This is a genomic window from Pedobacter heparinus DSM 2366, assembly GCF_000023825.1.
Classification (GTDB): domain Bacteria; phylum Bacteroidota; class Bacteroidia; order Sphingobacteriales; family Sphingobacteriaceae; genus Pedobacter; species Pedobacter heparinus.
The window spans coordinates 3,942,222-3,961,897 of the sequence record NC_013061.1 but is presented as its reverse complement, the minus strand read 5'-3'; the positions used below and the strand labels follow the sequence as shown (position 1 = coordinate 3,961,897).

The window sequence follows — 19,676 nt, the reverse complement described above, 5'->3', positions numbered from 1 at the left end:
TAAATCTAAAATAATGCCCTTTGATTTTCGTTGTAAGGCAAGCCAGGACTGTGAAAAAGCGGAAAACAAAAAAGATAATTATGAAGAATATATTGATTGTTGAAAATGACAGTGGTTTAGTAGAGATGCTCGAAGAATTGTTTGGTTATGAAGGTTATCAGGTAAGTTGTCATCAGCAGGTTGAAGATATATTTCCACTGATTGAAAGCTTTAAGCCTGATGTGGTTTTGCTGGATTATTTGTTGCCAGGGATAAACGGCGGAGAGGTTTGTGCACAAATGAAAAGGAACCCTGAAACGCGTAAAATTCCGGTAATTATTTTTTCTGCCTATCCGCAGGTTATGCTGTCACTTGGCAGCTATGGATGTAACGCTTTTATCTCAAAGCCCTTTGAACTTGATGCCTTACTGGATCAGATTAACGATTGTCTGGAAAACCCCGATAGGGTTTTTGAATTGAGCTCGCCCCTGGCTTAATTTTTTATTTCATAAAACAGTATTTGCAGTCTTTATTCAAATTTATGGTTACAATGATTTTGGACCATGATAAATTATTATCTTTCCAAACTTAATGTATACCAATGAAGAAATATTTAACTCTTGTACTTATCATTTTCAGTTCTGTTGTATTTGCACAGGAAAAATACTGGCAACAGCATGTAAATTACAATATTGACGTGACCCTGAATGATCAGGAAAAATCACTTAAAGGTTTTGAAACCATTGTATACAAAAATAATTCGCCTTCCAGTCTTGATTTTATCTGGTTTCACATCTGGCCAAATGCTTATAAAAATGAAAATACAGCTTTGTTTGAGCAATTGAAAAGCGATACGGCAAGAGCTGGAAAATTAGATAAATACACTTATGGGAGCATAGAGGGTTTGAATTTTAAAGTGAATGGCAAGGTTGCTGCTACAGCGGCACATCCAAATCCGAAATATATAGACATTATTAAGGTAAAACTGGCTTCGCCCTTAAAGCCCGGGGATTCCGTGAAGATCACTACAGATTTTAAAGTAAAGCTGCCATCGTATTTCTCCAGATCGGGTTTTGCAGACGGAGAGTTTATGGTTTGTCAGTGGTACCCCAAGCCTGCTGTTTTTGATAAAAATGGCTGGCATGAGTTTCCTTATCTTGATATGGGAGAGTACTACAGTGACTATGCATCATTTAATGTAAACATTACCGTTCCGGCCGAATATGTAGTAGGTGCTACGGGAGTTTTGCAAAATGCGGATGAGCTTGCAGCCTATAAAAGTGTGGGCGCAAAGAATGTGGCCAACAGAACGGCGAAGCCAGTGTTATATATTCCGAAGAATAGCAAGGGGCTTAAAAAGCTGAATTATAAGATGAACAATGTGCCGGATTTTGCCTGGTTTGCCGATAAAGATTTTGTGATACAGTACGATACAGCGCGCCTGGCTTCGGGTAAAGTAGTTGATGCGTTTACTTATTACCACAATAAGGACAGTACACTTTGGAATTACAGTATTGAATATGCAAAGGATGCGGTAAAGCGTTACAGCAAATGGATAGGGGAGTATGAATACCCGGTGGTGCAGGTAGTGGAAGGGCCAAAAAACAATTCGAGTGGCGGTATGGAATATCCGACCATTACATTGATCACCAGTCCGGATGCCAAAAAAGAATCGCTTGACGCGGTGATTGCACATGAAGTTGGGCACAACTGGTTTATGAGTATGCTGGGAAGTAACGAACGGCAGCATGCCTGGCAGGATGAAGGCCTGAATACTTATTTCCAGTTCAGGTATGAAGCGGAAAAATACCGGTCTAATTCTATTTTTGGTAATGCGATACCTATAGAGGTGCAGGCCTTACCTGTTGATAAGTTTTTAAATGCGATTTATGGCGCATTGAGTGGTATACCCATGCAATCTGCCATCGACTTGCCATCAGATCAGTTTAAGTCTTCCGATGAATACAGTACAGCTTCATACCTGAAGACTGCTTTATGGTTGTATATACTGGAAAATGCAGTAGGCAGGGAAAAACTGGATGCTGCTTTTCAACATTATTTTAAATTATGGACTGGCAAACATCCACAACCTGCTGATCTGAAAGCTGCCTTTGAAGAATCATTAGGCACAAATTTAGACCGGTACTTTCAACTGCTGAACAAAGAAGGAAAGTTTGAATAAATTAAATGGGGTTATGCCCCTGCTTGTTGCCTGTATTGAGCCAGCAGTATATCATTACTAAAAGCAGACTGTATAAGGTGTAATTGAAAATATCATGATGATCGGCAAAGAACAATACGGGCTTTGGTTTATAGAATAAAGCGATGTAGATGAATCTTAGTGTATTTAAGAGTTGAATTGCGATAAGGCCGGTAAACAAAAAAATAAGTCTGGAACGGAGTGGTTTGGGGAAAGCGAGTGTGAACGCAGCAAAGAAACTCATTATGCCGTAACCCAGACAGGAATAGACAAGTCTGAAACCTGCATGGCCCTGTACTTTTAAAGTGGTTTCTGTTGTATAGGTCATATATCCGGTTAGTTCGAGCACTTTGGCTGTTGAAAATAAACATAGATGTCGCCAGGCTTTAATGTAATTAAGATGCTGATCTAATAACGGGCTGTACAATCCGCCGGGGGTAGTGAGGCCGATATAACCTAAATTGAAGCCGTAAAAAATACAGAACAAGAGGGCTAAATTGATAAGAAAGCGGAATGAAGGTGTAGTATGCTGACTGATGTTGAACATAAGCTGTTGCCCTGGTCATCAAATGTATAAATAAGTTTATGATTTGATCACATTATGACCGTTTGTACTACCATTACCTTAAAGAATATAGGTACTTTTGCCCCAATATTTATACGGGCAAAATGAAATTAGCAATTAATGGTTTTGGAAGAATAGGGCGTGTTTTTTTACGTAAGGCATTGGAGCGAAATGTAAATGTAGTTGCCATTAACGATCTTGGTGACCCTGCCACCCTGGCGCACCTTTTTAAGTATGATACGGTTCACCGGGGGTTTAAAGGTGAAGTAAGTTATGAAGAAGATGCCTTGATCATTAATGGCAGGAAAATTAAGGTATATGGTAAAGTGAAACCTGAAGAGCTGCCCTGGGCAGAACTGGAGATAGATCTGGTATTGGAAGCTACCGGTAAGTTTACAGACAGGCTTGGTGCCGAACTGCATTTAAAAGCAGGTGCAAAGCAGGTATTGATATCCGCACCGTCTGCGGATAAGGATGTACCTATGGTTGTGCTGGGGGTAAATGATAATGACATAGATCTGAATTCACCTGTACTGTCCAATGCTTCCTGTACGACAAACAATGTTGCGCCTATGGTAAAAATACTAGACGACAACTGGGGTATCCTGGATGGTTATATAACTACTGTACATTCTATGACGGGTGATCAGAACCTGCACGATTCGCCACATAAAGATTTACGCAGGGCAAGGGCTGCTTCTGCATCTATTATACCTACCAGTACTGGTGCAGCAAAAGCCATTACCAATATTTTTCCTCAACTGGAGGGAAAGCTTGGTGGTGCCGGCATCAGGGTACCGGTGTTGAATGGCTCGTTAACAGATTTTACCTGTATCTTAAAAACTGATGCGACCAGGGAAGCCATTAATGCTGCTTTTAAAAAGGCTTCGGAAAATGAAATGCATGCAATTTTAGAATACACAGAAGATCCGATTGTATCGGTTGATATACTTGATAACCCGCATTCCTGTATTTTTGATGCACAGCTGACCTCTATAGTGGGCGACCTGGTAAAAGTAGTAGGCTGGTACGACAATGAGTCTGGCTATTCGGCCCGTTTGGTTGATCTGGTAGAAAAGATAGCTGTGCACAATGATTAAGTATATTGCAGCAACGGATACACTTCCCTTAAGAAGTAAGGTGTTGAGAAAGGATGCCCCGTTGGAGCAATGTGTTTTTCCTGCAGATGAAGTAGAAGGTGGTTTTCACCTTGGGTATTTTGCTGGGACAAGCCTGGTATGTATCGCAACTTTTTATCCTGAAGATTGTGCTGAACAGGGTGTAGGAGGTTTCAGGTTGCGTGGTATGGCTACAGATCCAGCATTTATGGGTAAAGGGTACGGCGCTGAACTGATAAAATTTGCAATTAATAAGTTAAGATCTGTTAATGCTTCTTATATTTGGTGCGATGCAAGGAGCTTGGCAGTGGGATTTTATAAGAAACTGGGTTTTGAATTTATTTCTGAAGAATTTGAAGTCACAGGAATAGGTCCGCATTTTAAAATGATTAAAATTATTCAGTAATAATAAGCACGTAATCAAACCATTAGAATAAAACAAAATTTAAAGATGAGAACAATAGATCAATGCAATTTCAATGATAAAAAGGCTTTAATCAGGGTAGATTTTAATGTGCCACTGGATAGTGATTTTAACATTACCGATGATAAAAGAATGCGTGCTGCATTGCCAACTATTAATAAGATATTGAATGATGGTGGAGCAGTAATTCTGATGTCGCACCTGGGCAGGCCAAAAGGCGGGCCGGAAGATAAGTACTCTTTAAAACATATTTTAGGTGACCTTTCGAGGATGCTTGATCTGGAAGTAAAATTTGCCGATGATTGTATTGGCCCAGATGCAGTTGAAAAGGCTAAAAATCTGGTGCCAGGACAGGTTTTGTTGTTAGAGAACTTACGTTTTTATAAAGAAGAGGAAAAAGGTGACAGGGCTTTTGCGGAAAAATTGTCCAAATTGGGCGACGTATATGTAAATGATGCTTTTGGTACAGCCCATCGCGCACATGCATCTACTGCTATCGTAGCTGAGTTTTTCCCTAAAGATAAGTACTTTGGTTATTTGATGGCGGAGGAGTTGAAAAATGCAGAAAAGGTAAATCATGGTGCCGAGAAGCCTTTTACAGCCATTATGGGCGGGGCTAAGGTGTCGGATAAGATTTTATTGATAGAGAGTTTACTGGAGAAGGTTGATAACCTGATTATTGGTGGCGGAATGGCTTATACCTTTGCAAAGGCCAAGGGTGGTGAGATCGGAACTTCGTTACTGGAAGAAGATAGAATGGCGCTATGCCTGGAACTAATGGAAAAAGCTAAGGCTAAAGGTGTTAATTTATATTTACCTCTGGATACTGTTATTGCAGATAAGTTTGACAATGAGGCCAGTAAAGGAACGGTAGATACAGGTAAAATTCCGGCCGACTGGATGGGACTGGACATAGGCCCAAAAACCGTTAAATTGTTTTCTGATGTAATTGCCAATTCTAAAACGTTATTGTGGAATGGGCCAATGGGGGTATTTGAAATGGCTAATTTTGAGCAGGGAACGCGTGCCATTGCTGATGCAGTAGTTGCTGCAACGCAAAATAACGGTGCTTTCTCTTTAATTGGCGGGGGTGATTCTGCCGCTGCAATTGCAAAATTCAATTTGGAAGATAAGGTAAGTTATGTTTCTACCGGTGGTGGGGCTTTGCTGGAATATATGGAAGGTAAGGAGCTGCCTGGTGTTAAGGCAATTAACGATTAGCCTATAGCATGATTTTCAGGACAGGCGTTTCGTTTTTTCGAAACGCCTGTTTTTGTTTACCACCGTATTTTCTGCGTTTTTAATGATTTAAAGGCCGAAAAATGTTGGTATGAAATATGTTGATAATTTTTTGTGGTAGAATGTGGTAAAAAGTGGTAGAAATATCTATTTTTACACTACATAAAAAGTATACATATAAAAATGGTTCAACTATTAGGAGAATTTGATTGTAAATTGGATGCGAAAGGCCGCTTGATGGTCCCTTCGAATCTGAAAAAACAATTGCCTAATGTTGAGGCTGAGGGGCTTGTCATTAACCGTGGTTTTGAGAAGCATCTGGTGCTTTATCCAAAAAATGTGTGGGAAGGCATGGTCGAAGAGCTGAGTAAGTTGAACCAATATGAGCCAAAAACGAGAGAATTTATCAGATATTTTACCCGCGGTGCGACGTCTTTGACGCTTGATGCTGCCGGAAGGGTGAATTTACCAAAATCTTTATTGGAATCTGTGGGGATTGAAATTAGTGATGACCTGGTTTTAGCCTGTCAGTTTGATAAGGTTGAGGTGTGGTCTAAAAAAGCCTATGAAGCTTTATTTGATAAAGAGCCTGAGAATTTTGCATTTCTTGCTCAGGAAGTAATGGGCAATAAAAACAGGGGGGAAGATGGAAAATAATTATCACGTTCCTGTTTTGTTGGCAGCATGTATAGATGGTTTAAATATCAGACCTGAAGGGGTGTATGTTGATGTTACTTTTGGTGGTGGAGGGCATTCAATAGAGATACTTAAAAAATTGGGTGATAAAGGTGTGCTGATCGCATTTGATCAGGATCCCGATGCGCGGAGAAATGAAATTGATGATCCCCGTTTTCACTTTGTGGATCAGAATTTTGCCTTCCTTAAAAATAACCTGAGGTTGCTGGGCTTTAAAGCTGTGGATGGCATTCTGGCTGATCTTGGTGTTTCTTCGCATCAGTTTAATGAACCGGAACGTGGTTTTTCGACCAGGTTTGATGCTGCGCTGGATATGCGGATGGATAAACAGGGAAAGCTGACTGCTGCGGAAGTTTTGAATACTTATACAGAAGATCAATTGCATAAAATTTTTGGTATTTATGGTGAGGTAAAAAATGCGAAATCATTGGCCAGGGCCATTGTGACGGGTAGGGTGGAAAGACCTGTTTTAACGCTTGCTGATTTTAAGGCGGTTGCTGCTGCTCATATCCCTAAAGGTAAAGAGCATAAATATATGGCGCAGGTTTTTCAGGCCCTGCGTATTGAGGTGAATGCAGAGATGGAGGTGCTGGAGAATTTTTTGAGCCAGACTGCTGATGTGATTAAGCCTGGGGGGCGTTTGGTGGTAATGTCATATCATTCGCTGGAGGACAGGCCGGTAAAGAACTTTATTGCAAAAGGTAAGTTTCGGGGAGAGGTGGATAAAGATTTTTTTGGCAATGAGCAAAAGCCTTTTAAGGCGGTTACCAGGAAGGCGATTGTTGCAGATGCGGAAGAGCTGGAAAGAAATAGCCGGGCGCGAAGTGCTAAATTAAGAGTGGGGGAAAGGCTATGAATAACCAGTTTAGAACAAGGATAGAGGAAGAGCCGGAAGAGGAGGATCTTGAACGGGAGGAACAGCCCCGGCTCAAGAGAAAAGAGCCTGAAAACAGCAATGCCTTTTTCAGGAAATTATTTACTGAGGGGGTGGTGAGTAAGGAAGCTGCAACGGAGATGTTGCCGTTTTTAATATTTCTATCGGTTTTGTGTATGCTGTATATCGCGAACAGCCATACAGCAGTTAAGAATGTAAGGAATATTGATAAGTTAAATAAGGAAGTGAAAGAGCTGAGCTGGGAGTATAAGTCGCTCAAGGCCGACCTGATGTTTAAAAGTAAGTTAACTGAAGTAGCGAAAAAAGTGGATACACTGGGAATTAAAGAATTAACGGAACCACCTAAAAAAATTGTAATAAACAGTAATGAATATTAGAGACAACATATTACTACGTGTTTATCTGGCTTTCGGGCTGATTGTACTGCTTGCCGTGGCAGTACTGGTCAGACTATGCGATGTACAATTTGTGGAGGGACATAAATGGCGTGCCATGGCCGATAGTCTCTCTACAAAGTATATCAATATTGAGGCTGCACGCGGCAATATTTATTCTGTGGATGGAAGTTTGCTGGCAACCTCAATTCCTGAATATGAGTTGAGGATGGATATGCTTGCCGGCGGAATACAGGATAATGATCTATTTAATGAGAAAGTGGATTCACTTGGGCTCAGGCTGTCGCAATTTTTTAAAGATAAAACACCTAAAGAATATTCCCGTTACCTGCGTTCTGCCAGACGTGATAGTGCACGTTATCTGTTGATCAAGCGAAAAGTTGGCTATCAGGAATTGAAGGTGGTAAGAACTTTTCCTTTATATAATGTAGGTAAATATACCGGTGGGTTAATTGCTGTACAGCAAAATAAAAGGATCAGGCCGTTTAAATTTCTTGCAGCAAGGACCATTGGTTATAAAAATGAGAATGTAGCGAATGGTGTGGGGCTAGAGGGTGCTTATAAGGAATATATTAACGGCGAGAGCGGTAAAAGATTGGTGCAGCGTATTGCCGGGGGTGTTTGGATGCCTGTTAATGATGAGGCTGAAGTGGCACCTAAAGAAGGTGCTGATATCATATCGACCATTGACATCAATATGCAGGATCTTGTTCAGAGTGCATTGGAAAAACAGTTGAAATTAAGTGATGCAGATCATGGAACAGTAATTCTGATGGAAGTAGGTTCTGGTGAAGTACGCGCGGTTGCCAATTATACAAGGGTTAGCAAAGGCGTATATGAGGAAAAATTTAATTATGCCATTGGTGGAAGTCAGGATCCCGGTTCTACATTTAAACTGGCTTCTTATATGGCTTTGCTGGAAGATAAAAAAGTAGATACCAATACATTGGTGGCAACGGGTGACGGAACTTACAGGATTCCGGGACATACCATTAAAGATTCACATGGTGGCATAGGAACGGTTACAGTAATGAAAGCTTTTGAGCAATCGGCAAATACCGCGGTTGCCAAACTGGTTAATGCGCACTATCAGGATAATCCCTCGCAGTTTACAGACCATCTGTATAAAATTCACATGAATGAAAAGCTGGACTTACAGATACCAGGAGAGGCCAGGCCGGTGATAAAAAATCCTTCATTTAAAAGCTGGAACAAGAACATGACCCTGCCGCAAATGGCGTATGGTTATGAGATGCAGATTACACCGTTGCAGATGCTGGCATTTTACAATGCTGTAGCCAATGATGGGAAATATATTGCACCGATTTTTGTGAAAGAGATCAGGCGTTTGGGAAATCCAATCGAACAATTCCATGCCAGGGTAATTGCTGATCGTATATGCTCTGAAAAAACCATTAAAAAATTACAGGCTATGTTGGAATCGGTGGTAACAAAGGGTACAGGTAAGTTGATGGGTTCGCCATTATACAGGGTAGCCGGTAAGACTGGTACGGCACAGGTGGCGGATGGCAATGGTGGATATAAGCGGAATAAGAGCTATCAGGCCTCTTTTTGTGGGTATTTTCCGGCAGATAAACCGAAATATTCAATTATAGTATCTATTAACGGACCAAAGAACGGCTATTATGGGGCAACGGTTGCCGGACCGGTATTTAAAGAAATTGCCGACCGTATTTATGCCAGCGATATGGAGATGTATAACAACATTCCGGAGCGTTTGGTGGGTAATACCACCAATCCGGAAGCTAAAGCAGGAGAGAGTAAATCGGTTAAGCGGGTTTACAATGCTTTAGGTGTTAAAGCGCTATATGCGGCCAGATCCAATGGTATCGATACCAATAATGGGGTAGCTTATGAGGAATACAACACGATTAAAGGGCTGATGCCAAATGTGAATGGAATGGGCTTAAAAGATGCCTTATACCTTTTGGGAAATGCAGGATTAAAAGCCAGGGTAAAGGGAAGCGGAAAGGTGATTAGCCAATCTATTCCTGCCGGGAATAAAATAGGAAAAGGATTGTTGGTACAAATTGATTTACAATAACATGCAGCTGCAGGATATTTTATATGGTGTAACTATAACTGACCAGATTGGTGTAACCAACAGGAAGGTAAGTGCTTTGGTATTTGATTCCCGACAGGTTATAAAAGATGCTGCATTTTTTGCCATAAAGGGTACATTAGCTGATGGACATACCTATATTGCTGCTACAGTTAGCGCAGGTGCCGGGGTAGTTATTTGCGAGGTATTACCAGCTGAAATTGCTCCTGATGTTACCTATATCCAGGTAGCGAACAGTGCTGTAGCATTGGGTAGGATGGCTGCTAATTTTTATGGAAACCCTTCTGAAAAACTGCAGCTGACTGGCATTACAGGTACAAATGGTAAAACAACTATTGCCACATTGCTTTTTAAACTTTTCAGGGCATTGGGCTATAAAGTTGGTCTGATCTCAACTGTTGAAAACCACATCAATGATGAGGTTATTCCTGCAACACATACTACACCTGATCCGCTGGCTTTAAATGCGCTTTTACAGGATATGGTGGATGCAGGTTGTGATTATTGTTTTATGGAAGTGAGTTCCCATGCTGTCGTTCAACATAGAATAGAAGGTTTGAGCTTTGCTGGTGGGGTATTTTCTAACATCACCCATGATCATCTGGATTTTCACAAAACCTTTGATCAGTATATAAAAGCCAAGAAAGCATTTTTTGATGCCTTGCCGGCATCGGCTTTTGCACTGACCAATCTGGACGATAAGAATGGTATGGTCATGCTGCAGAATACAAGAGCTGCTAAAAAGACCTATGCCCTGAAGCAGCTTGCTGATTTTAAGGCCAAGGTGATCGAGAATAGTTTTAAAGGTTTGCACCTGGATATAGATGATGCAGATGTTTTCTTTAAACTGGTAGGATCTTTTAACGCCTATAACTTATTGGCTGTTTATGGTACAGCGGTATTGCTTGGTCAGGAGAAGCTGGATGTGCTGACTTTATTGAGTAATTTAACCGGGGCAGAAGGCCGTTTTGATTACATTACTTCCAGTCAGCATATTATTGGAATAGTTGATTATGCACATACGCCTGATGCAGTTCAGAATGTGCTGAGTACAATACAGGATATCAGAAAAGGAACGGAGCAGGTAATTACCATTATAGGTTGTGGTGGTGACAGGGATAAGACCAAGCGTCCCATTATGGCCCAGGTAGCCTGCGACTGGAGTGATAAGGTGATCCTCACTTCTGACAATCCAAGAACGGAAAACCCGCAAACGATAGTGGAGGAAATGGAAAAAGGTGTTTCGCCAACAAACAAGCGTAAAACTTTAAGCATAGTAGACAGAAAAGAGGCGATTAAAACAGCATGTCATTTGGCCAGACCAGGTGATATTATATTGCTGGCAGGAAAAGGACATGAGAAATACCAGGAAATAAATGGGGTGAGGTATCATTTTGATGATAAGGAAATATTAACCGAACAACTAAACTTAATCAGCTAATGTTATACTATTTATTTGAATATCTGAATCAACATTATGATTTTCCCGGACTGAGGTTGTTTCAGTACATCACTTTCCGCACATCATTAGCCATCATTATATCCCTTATCATTACCACAGTTTACGGCCGGAGACTGATCAATTACCTGCAAAAAATGCAGGTTGGCGAAACTGTCAGGAACCTGGGGCTGGAAGGGCAGATGCAAAAACAAGGTACCCCAACAATGGGTGGGATCATCATCCTGCTGGGTATTCTGGTGCCAACATTACTATTGGCTAACTTAACCAATGTTTATGTGATACTGATGATCGTGACTACAATATGGATGGGGGTAATTGGTTTTGTTGATGATTACATTAAGGTTTTTAAAAAGAACAAAGAAGGTTTAGCAGGCAGGTTTAAGATAGTTGGCCAGGTAGGTCTGGCGCTGATCATAGGCTGGACAATGTATTTCAACCCCAATATTGTGGTACGGCAAACAGTGGATGAAACCAGTGTTTCTAAAGCGGCAGCTCCTATGGTATTGAGGCAAAAAGGAGAGAACTTTTATTATACACAGGATGTGAAATCAACCTTAACGAATGTTCCTTTTTATAAGAACAATGAGTTTGACTATGCCAAAGTGCTTAAGTTTTTAGGTCCGGGGTATGAGAAATATGCATTTATGGTATTCCTTGCCTTTACTGTATTTATCATTACTGCGGTTTCAAATGGGGCTAATATTACCGATGGTATAGATGGGCTGGCAACAGGTACGTCTGCTATTATTGGTATTACACTGGGTTTATTGGCCTATGTTTCTGGTAATACAGTGATTGCTGATTACCTCAATATCATGTACATCCCCAATTCGGGAGAGCTCATGATCTTTGCAGGTGCGTTTGTTGGGGCCTGTGTTGGCTTCCTTTGGTACAACTCCTATCCTGCGCAGGTGTTTATGGGCGATACCGGAAGTTTAGCCATTGGAGGCATCATTGCTTCTTTTGCCATTATGATCCGTAAGGAGCTTTTGATCCCGATCTTATGTGGTTTGTTCCTGATTGAGCTGGTATCGGTAATTATGCAGGTATCTTATTTCAAGTATACCAGGAAAAAATTTGGTGAAGGACGAAGGATATTCTTAATGTCGCCCTTGCATCACCACTATCAGAAAAAGGGATATCACGAAGCTAAAATTGTTACGCGCTTCTGGATTATCGGGATTTTGTTGGCCATTATAACCATTATCACTTTAAAACTACGCTAATGGAAAAGAAAAGGATAGCAATTCTGGGAGCGGGAGAAAGCGGGGTAGGTGCAGCAATGCTGGCACAGAAGCATGGTTATGATGTATTCGTGTCAGATTTTGGTACAATTCCTTCACAATACAAGGAAAAGCTTGAGGCACTTAACATTGTATTTGAAGAAAACACGCATACGGCAGCCGAGATCCTGAAAGCGGTTGAAGTGATTAAAAGTCCCGGTATACCTGATACAGCCGGTATCATTAAAGAGATAAGATCCCGGAATATTCCGGTGCTTTCTGAAATTGAATTTGCAAAACGGTATACGAAAGCAAAAACTATATGCATTACGGGGTCTAATGGTAAGACCACTACTACCATGTTAACTTACCATATTCTGAAAAATGCAGGTTTAAACGTAGGGCTTGCAGGGAATATCGGGCATAGCTTTGCCGCGCAGGTGGCTAGTGCTGATTTTGACTGGTATGTACTGGAGATATCTAGCTTTATGCTGGATGATATGTATGATTTCAAAGCGGATATTGCTGTGCTGTTAAACATAACACCCGATCATTTAGACAGGTACGACTATAAATTGGGTAATTATGCTGCATCAAAAATGCGCATTACGCAAAATCAGACCAGTGAAGATATTTTTATTTACTGTGCTGATGACGAAGAAACTTTAAAAGCGTTGAAAAATGTTAAGGTGGATTCAAAAACATATCCTTTTTCCATCCGGAAAAAAATCGAAAAGGGAGCCTATCTGGAAAGCAACAACATACACATCAATATAAACCTAAACGATCAATTAACCATGTCTATTACAGAATTAGCCCTGCAGGGAAAGCACAATATTTATAACTCTATGGCATCGGGCATAGTAGCTAAGGTATTAGATATCAGAAATACCGCTATACGCGAGAGTATGGGGGATTTTAAAAATATTGAACACAGGCTGGAGCATGTTGCGAGGATTTCCGGTGTTGATTATATCAACGATTCAAAGGCAACAAACGTAAATTCTACCTGGTATGCGCTGGAAAGTGTAGGGACTGATGTGATCCTGATTATGGGTGGGGTAGATAAAGGAAACGATTATGATATGTTGAAGGATATGGTCCGTCAGAAGGTTAAGGCAATTGTATGTTTAGGTAAAGACAATAAGCGGATCCATGAGGCTTTTGAAGATGATGTAGAAATTATTGTAAACACGTTTTCTGCTCATGAGGCAGTTCAGGTGGCCTATCATCTGGCCAAAAAAGGAAATACAGTGCTGTTGTCACCTGCTTGTGCAAGTTTTGACCTGTTTAAGAATTATGAGGACAGGGGCAACCAGTTTAAGGCGGCAGTTAAAGAATTATAGGTTATGATTGCAATAAATACAATTTTAGATAAAACAAAAGGAGACCGCTGGATCTGGCTGATCATTATCCTCTTGTCCATGATCTCCATCCTTACAGTGTACAGTGCTACTGGTGCTATTGCCTATAAAAAAGGGGTTACGGTAGAGCGGTATTTATTGTATAAACATGTTATTTTCGTTATTCTGGGTATTGGTATGATCTACATTGCCCATTTGCTGGATTATAAATATTATGCCGGGATTTCAAAGATCCTGATGATTATTACCATTCCGCTGCTGTTTTATACTGCGGCGTTTGGAGAGCACATTAACGACGCCTCACGCTGGGTGAAAATTCCGGTTATAGGATTGACTTTTCAAACATCCGATTTGGCTAAACTGGCCTTGATTACTTTTCTAGCCAGGATGCTGACCAGGAAGCAGGAAAATATTAAAGATGTAAAAAAGGCTTTTATCCCTATAATGGGCTCGGTATGTGTAGTGTTTGCACTCATTGCATGGGCAAACCTGTCTACCGCACTGATGCTTTTTGGGGTAAGTATTTTGCTGCTGATCATTGGAAGGATCAGTATTAAGCAGATCCTGATGGTTTGTGCAGGTGGTTCTGTCTTGTTATTGTTCATTGTGTTTCTGGGCCCAAGGGCTGCCACTTACGAATCAAGGATCAAATCGTTTTTACATCCGGAGCAGCAACATTCAGACAAGACCTACCAGGCCGATCAATCCAAAATTGCACTGGCAACAGGTGGTTTTTTTGGAAAAGGTCCCGGAAACAGTACACAGAGGAACTTTCTTCCGCACCCTTATTCGGATTTTATTTTTTCCATTATTGTGGAAGAGTACGGTGTAATTGGTGCAGTAATGATGATTGTTCTGTACCTGGTGCTATTGTACCGTTGTGTAAGGATTGTAACCCAAAGCCCGAAAGCCTTTGGGGCATTGCTTGCGGCAGGGCTGAGCTTTAGTTTAACCATTCAGGCATTTGCCAATATGGCTGTTGCTGTTGGTTTAGGTCCGGTTACAGGTGTTCCGTTGCCCCTGGTAAGTATGGGTGGAACATCAATATTGTTTACCAGTATTGCATTTGGCATTATATTAAGTGTAAGCAGGGATGTGGAGGAGAAAGGAAGTAAAAAAGTGATTGTAGGTGAAATACCTGCAATGGCATAAATATAAAATAATGAGACCAGCAAGGATAATTATTTCAGGTGGTGGTACCGGCGGGCACATATTCCCGGCCATATCTATAGCCAATGCGCTAAAGCGCATGGAGCCTGGATGTGAAATTTTATTTGTTGGCGCTGCAGGCAGGATGGAAATGGAAAAGGTTCCGGCTGCCGGTTATAAAATTATCGGTTTAAATATCAGTGGTATACAAAGAGGCTCTATTACCAAAAATTTAAGTCTGCCATTTAAATTAATGGGTAGTATACGTAAAGCCCTGCAGTTGATCGCTGATTTTAAACCCGATGTAGTAGTTGGTGTTGGTGGATATGCATCAGGGCCAATTTTATTTGCTGCATCGGTAAAAAAAATCCCTTACCTGATACAGGAACAAAACTCCTATGCCGGCATGACCAATAAGTGGCTTGGTAAAAATGCAGCTAAGGTTTGTGTGGCATTTGACGGAATGGAACAATTTTTTCCCGCGGCAAACCTGCTGAAAACAGGTAACCCTGTACGGAAGGATGTGGTGGACATTTTAAACAAGCACTATGCCGGTGCGGAGCTGCTGAAACTGGATCCTTTGAAGAAAACGATACTGGTTACAGGTGGTAGCCTAGGCGCCGGAACTTTAAACAAGAGCATTGAAAAACATATTCTTGAAATATTGGATGCAGATGTTCAGCTGATCTGGCAGACTGGTAAATCTTATTACAAAGGTATTGTAGAACGACTGGGTTTAGATTTTCATCCTAATGTCCGCATACTTGAATTTTTGAACAAAATGGACCTGGCTTACGCTGCTGCTGATGTAATTGTTTCAAGGGCGGGAGCCGGGACTATCGCAGAATTGTGTCTGATCAAAAAGCCGGTTATACTGGTGCCATCACCTAATGTGGCCGAAGACCATCAGACAAAAAATGCAATGGCACTGGTAAAAAACAATGCTGCACTTTTAATTGCCGACCGGTCGGCCGAGGATACGCTGGTAACGGAAGCCTTGAATTTGCTTAATGATAAAGAGCGGAGTAAAATGTATGCAGAAAATATTGGCAAAATGGCCCTGCCAGATGCTGATGACAGTATTGCAAAGCAAGTGATGTTACTTGCCGGAAAGGAGGGGAAGAACTGATGGAACTGAATCATATACAGCGCGTTTATTTTGTGGGAATTGGTGGGATTGGCATGAGTGCCATTGCCAGGTATTTTGCAAAAAGAGGGTGTGTAGTTTGTGGTTACGACAAAACACGTACAAATTTGACTGTTGCTTTGGAACAGGAAGGCATTTTGGTGTCTTATCTTGATGATGCTGCTGTATTGCCTGTGTGCTTTTTAGCAAATAACAGCGATACACTGATTGTTTATACACCAGCAATACCAAAGAATTCCGAAATATTAAATTACTTTAAAGACAATGGTTTTATTTTAAAGAAGCGTTCTGAGGTTTTAGGCATCATCAGTAAAGGACAGTTTTGTATAGCTGTGGCAGGTACACATGGAAAAACCACTACTTCATCTATTGTAGCCCATGTTTTAATAGATAGCGGATATGGATGTACAGCTTTTTTGGGTGGGATTGCCAGTAATTATAACAGCAATTTTATTATTGGAAACAATAACGTCGTTGTAGTTGAGGCCGATGAATACGACCGTTCTTTCCTGACACTTCACCCTGATCTGGCTGTGATTACTTCAATGGATGCAGATCACCTGGATATTTATGGCGATGCTGCTCATCTGCATGAATCTTTTGGTCTGTTTGCAAAGCAGTTAAAGCCACAGGGCACATTGTTTGTGCGTAAGGGGCTTCCTTTGACAGCCGGGCTCAGTTACAGTGTTGGACAGGATTCACAGATTAAGGGACAAAACATCAGGGTAGAAGGTTCGAAGTTTGTGTTTGATTATGTTGATACTGATCTGAGGATCAGCGATATACAACTCATGCTGCCAGGCAAACATAATGTTGAGAATGCAGTAGCCGCAATTGCTGTAGCGCTTAAACTGGGTATTGACCACCATAAGATAAAAGCGGCAATAGCTTCTTTTACAGGGGTTAAAAGAAGATTCGAATACATAGTGAATACGCCGGATCACATTTATATTGATGATTATGCCCATCATCCAGAAGAATTAAGGGCTTGCTTTGATGCGGTACGACAATTGTATCCTGATAAAAAGTTAACGGTCATCTTTCAGCCGCATCTTTTTACACGCACACGCGACTTTGCAGCTGAATTTGCAAAAGTTTTAAGCACTGTAGATGAACTGCTGCTACTGGAAATATATCCGGCCAGGGAATTGCCTTTACCAGGCATAAATTCGCAGTTTTTGCTGGATAAGATGTCCTTGAAAAGCAAGAGGATATGTGGAAAAGATTTAGTAATAGAAGAGATAAAAAATACAAAACCTGAATTACTTTTAACAGTAGGTGCAGGAGATATAGACACATTGATACAACCACTTAAAGCCATTTTGAGAGATGTTTAAAAGGATTAACTGGAAATCGGTTTTTAAATGTTTTGCCTGGATAATTTGTCTGGCCGGTCTTGTTGTGCTCATGAGTTTTGTGGATGGAAAAAAGAAAACAGTAGTTTGTACTGATGTTAAAATACTAATTCCCGGTGCGGATAACTTTATAGAACGTGAAGAAATCGATGCCATTTTAAAACAAAGTCAAGGCAAATTGGTAGGTCGGCACCTGAGCAATATTAACCTGCAACAAATTGAAAAAGATATCATTGCAAACCCATATATTGCTTATGCAACGGTATATGCCGATATGAATGGTGTGATCCAAATTAAGGTTAGGCAACGCCAACCTGTTTTAAGGCTGATCAACACAAATGGTCAGGATTATTATGTGGATAAATACGGACTTAAAATGCCGGTTTCTCCAAATTTTACAGCAAATGTGCTGGTGGCCAATGGCAATATCCCTGAACATTTTAGTGGTAAGGTAGATACATTGGTTACGAAACTGGCCGGTGATTTGTATAAAGTGGCTTTATTCATTAAACAGGATACACTTTGGGACGCACAGATTGAACAGTTGTATGTAAATGACAAACAGGATATAGAGCTGGTGCCGAGGGTAGGAAATCAGCGCATTATTCTGGGTAGTGCCGATTCGCTGGAGACCAAGATGAGAAACTTATTGGTTTTTTATAAGAAAGCGATGCCAAAAGTTGGCTGGGATACTTATAAGACCATTAATGTAAAATATACGAACCAGATTGTGTGCGAAAAGAACAAAATAGATTCTTTAACAGGTAAGGTGATCAAAGATCGTATAGATACAGCTAAGCAATATCAGGTAGCCATTGATTCGGCAGTGCGCAGGCAAATTGCCCAGGAAATGCAGGATGAAGGAAATACGGAAGGTAAAAAAGAAAAGATTAAAACAGATACCAGGAAAAACAATTAATAATAAACTCAACAAATCGATATAGTTATGGGCAAAGAAAAATCTACCATTCAGTCTCCAATAGTAGTCGGATTAGACATCGGTACTACTAAGATCTGCGTGATCGTTGGTCGCAGAACACAGCACGCGAAAATAGAAGTATTAGGAATAGGGAAAGCAGAATCGGCAGGGGTTACCCGTGGGGTTGTTTCTAATATTCAGAAAACAGTACAGGGCATAGCGCAAGCGGTTGAACTGGCAAGCGGACAATCTAATGTCGAAATCCGCGTTGTGAATGTAGGTATTGCCGGACAGCATATCAAGAGTTTGCAGCACAGAGGGATCCTTACCCGCCGAGAGCTGAATACGGAGATCAGCAAAAAGGATATCGATAAATTAATTGACGATATGTTTAAACTGGTGATGTCACCGGGAGAAGAGATTATCCATGTATTGCCGCAGGAATTCACAATTGACAACGAACCGGGAGTTAAAGATCCTATTGGTATGGCTGGAGTACGTCTGGAAGCAAATTTCCACATCATCTCCGGTCAGGTTACGGCAGTAAAAAATATCATGAGGTGTGTAACCAATGCGGGGTTACAAACTCAGGAATTGATATTAGAGCCACTGGCTTCTTCAGAATCGGTGTTGAGCGACGAAGAAAAAGAAGCCGGAATAGCGCTGGTTGATATTGGTGGTGGTACCACTGATATTGCTATTTTCCATGAAGGTATCATCCGTCATACTGCAGTTATTCCTTTTGGCGGGAATAGTGTTACAGAAGACATAAGGGAAGGCTGTTCTGTGATGAGAAACCAGGCCGAACTGTTGAAAACCCGTTTTGGATCGGCGCTGGCTGAAGAGAACAAAGAGAATGAGATTATCTGTGTTCCTGGTCTAAGAGGCCGGGAGCCTAAAGAGATTTCGGTTAAAAACCTTGCTTATGTCATCCAGGCCCGTATGGAAGAGATCATTGAGCATGTGTATTATGAAATCAAATCGTCAGGTTATGAGAAAAAACTGATTGGTGGTGTGGTGATTACCGGGGGTGGTGCTTTATTGAAACACTTGTCGCAGTTGGTGGAGTATGTAACAGGGCTAGACTGCCGTGTAGGATATCCGAACGAGCACCTGTCTAAATATGATGACATGCCAAAAACCATTTATGACGATCTGAAAAGTCCGATGTATGCCACCAGTATTGGCTTGCTGATCAAAGGGATACAAAAAGCTGAAGAACTGCTGGAAGAAATGAAGCAGCCAGGGGTTTTTGTAGAAAAACCAAGGGATGCCAAAGAGAAAACGAAACGTTCTGGTGGTGGCTTGTTTGATAAACTTCTTGCAAAAACAAAAGATTTTATCAAAGACGATATGAATGTAAGTGACGAAGATTATATAAAACCCTGATATTTTTCCACAATGAATGATTTTTCCACATTCTCAACATTTGTGGAAAACGCCTGTTAAAAAAGTGTTAATAT

General features: G+C 41.0%; 18 protein-coding genes. 17 read left to right on the top strand and 1 reads right to left on the bottom strand.

Translation table 11 applies throughout. The annotated features are described in order from the left end of the window. Nucleotides 1-80: 80 nt before the first annotated feature. Nucleotides 81-476: a response regulator gene (locus PHEP_RS16615; RefSeq protein WP_015809143.1), complete on the top strand. Its 396-nt coding sequence runs from the start codon at nt 81-83 to the stop codon at nt 474-476. Between the two features lie 104 nt (nt 477-580). After that, a complete protein-coding gene (locus tag PHEP_RS16610; protein WP_015809142.1) occupies nt 581-2,161 on the top strand; it encodes a M1 family metallopeptidase in 1,581 nt (526 codons plus the stop codon). Between the two features lies 1 nt (nt 2,162). Here the strand turns inward: PHEP_RS16610 and xrtY are convergent, their stop codons facing one another. Further along, nucleotides 2,163-2,726 (bottom strand): exosortase Y, encoded by a 564-nt coding sequence (gene xrtY, locus PHEP_RS22495; protein WP_015809141.1) that lies wholly within the window; start codon nt 2,724-2,726, stop codon nt 2,163-2,165. A 122-nt stretch (nt 2,727-2,848) separates the two neighbouring features. Between xrtY and gap the strand changes: the two genes are divergently transcribed. From gap to ftsA, 15 genes are all read left to right on the top strand, one after another. Further along, nucleotides 2,849-3,844: a type I glyceraldehyde-3-phosphate dehydrogenase gene (gene gap, locus PHEP_RS16600; protein ID WP_015809140.1), complete on the top strand. Its 996-nt coding sequence runs from the start codon at nt 2,849-2,851 to the stop codon at nt 3,842-3,844. After that, nucleotides 3,837-4,268 (top strand): GNAT family N-acetyltransferase, encoded by a 432-nt coding sequence (locus PHEP_RS16595; RefSeq protein ID WP_015809139.1) that lies wholly within the window; start codon nt 3,837-3,839, stop codon nt 4,266-4,268. The genes gap and PHEP_RS16595 overlap by 8 nt, the downstream gene beginning before the upstream one ends. 45 nt (nt 4,269-4,313) lie before the next feature. Then, nucleotides 4,314-5,507: a phosphoglycerate kinase gene (locus tag PHEP_RS16590; protein WP_015809138.1), complete on the top strand. Its 1,194-nt coding sequence runs from the start codon at nt 4,314-4,316 to the stop codon at nt 5,505-5,507. A 201-nt stretch (nt 5,508-5,708) separates the two neighbouring features. Continuing rightward, complete coding sequence (gene mraZ / locus PHEP_RS16585; protein ID WP_015809137.1) at nt 5,709-6,182, top strand: division/cell wall cluster transcriptional repressor MraZ; 474 nt, start codon at nt 5,709-5,711, stop codon at nt 6,180-6,182. Further along, complete coding sequence (gene rsmH / locus PHEP_RS16580) at nt 6,172-7,077, top strand: 16S rRNA (cytosine(1402)-N(4))-methyltransferase RsmH (RefSeq protein WP_015809136.1); 906 nt, start codon at nt 6,172-6,174, stop codon at nt 7,075-7,077. Before mraZ ends, rsmH begins: the two co-directional genes overlap by 11 nt. Next, nucleotides 7,074-7,493, top strand: coding sequence for an FtsL-like putative cell division protein (locus PHEP_RS16575; RefSeq protein WP_015809135.1), 420 nt, complete (start codon nt 7,074-7,076; stop codon nt 7,491-7,493). The genes rsmH and PHEP_RS16575 overlap by 4 nt, the downstream gene beginning before the upstream one ends. Then, nucleotides 7,483-9,576: a penicillin-binding protein gene (locus tag PHEP_RS16570; protein ID WP_015809134.1), complete on the top strand. Its 2,094-nt coding sequence runs from the start codon at nt 7,483-7,485 to the stop codon at nt 9,574-9,576. Before PHEP_RS16575 ends, PHEP_RS16570 begins: the two co-directional genes overlap by 11 nt. Nucleotide 9,577: 1 nt before the next feature. Next, a complete protein-coding gene (locus PHEP_RS16565) occupies nt 9,578-11,035 on the top strand; it encodes a UDP-N-acetylmuramoyl-L-alanyl-D-glutamate--2,6-diaminopimelate ligase (protein WP_015809133.1) in 1,458 nt (485 codons plus the stop codon). Continuing rightward, nucleotides 11,035-12,282 carry a phospho-N-acetylmuramoyl-pentapeptide-transferase gene (gene mraY / locus PHEP_RS16560; protein WP_015809132.1) on the top strand — a complete coding sequence of 416 codons (1,248 nt, stop codon included), beginning with the start codon at nt 11,035-11,037 and terminating at the stop codon, nt 12,280-12,282. The genes PHEP_RS16565 and mraY overlap by 1 nt, the downstream gene beginning before the upstream one ends. Continuing rightward, nucleotides 12,282-13,625: a UDP-N-acetylmuramoyl-L-alanine--D-glutamate ligase gene (gene murD, locus PHEP_RS16555; RefSeq protein WP_015809131.1), complete on the top strand. Its 1,344-nt coding sequence runs from the start codon at nt 12,282-12,284 to the stop codon at nt 13,623-13,625. Before mraY ends, murD begins: the two co-directional genes overlap by 1 nt. A gap of 3 nt (nt 13,626-13,628) precedes the next feature. After that, on the top strand, nt 13,629-14,795 hold the full coding sequence (locus PHEP_RS16550; protein WP_015809130.1) for an FtsW/RodA/SpoVE family cell cycle protein: 1,167 nt from the start codon (nt 13,629-13,631) through the stop codon (nt 14,793-14,795). Nucleotides 14,796-14,805: 10 nt separating this feature from the next. Beyond that, nucleotides 14,806-15,921, top strand: coding sequence for an undecaprenyldiphospho-muramoylpentapeptide beta-N-acetylglucosaminyltransferase (gene murG, locus PHEP_RS16545; protein WP_015809129.1), 1,116 nt, complete (start codon nt 14,806-14,808; stop codon nt 15,919-15,921). Further along, a complete protein-coding gene (gene murC / locus PHEP_RS16540) occupies nt 15,921-17,276 on the top strand; it encodes a UDP-N-acetylmuramate--L-alanine ligase (RefSeq protein WP_015809128.1) in 1,356 nt (451 codons plus the stop codon). The genes murG and murC overlap by 1 nt, the downstream gene beginning before the upstream one ends. Continuing rightward, a complete protein-coding gene (locus PHEP_RS16535) occupies nt 17,269-18,213 on the top strand; it encodes a cell division protein FtsQ/DivIB (protein WP_015809127.1) in 945 nt (314 codons plus the stop codon). Before murC ends, PHEP_RS16535 begins: the two co-directional genes overlap by 8 nt. A gap of 27 nt (nt 18,214-18,240) precedes the next feature. Further along, entirely contained in the window at nt 18,241-19,602 is a 1,362-nt protein-coding gene (ftsA, locus tag PHEP_RS16530; protein ID WP_015809126.1) for a cell division protein FtsA, read from the top strand. The last annotated feature ends 74 nt before the right edge of the window (nt 19,603-19,676 follow it).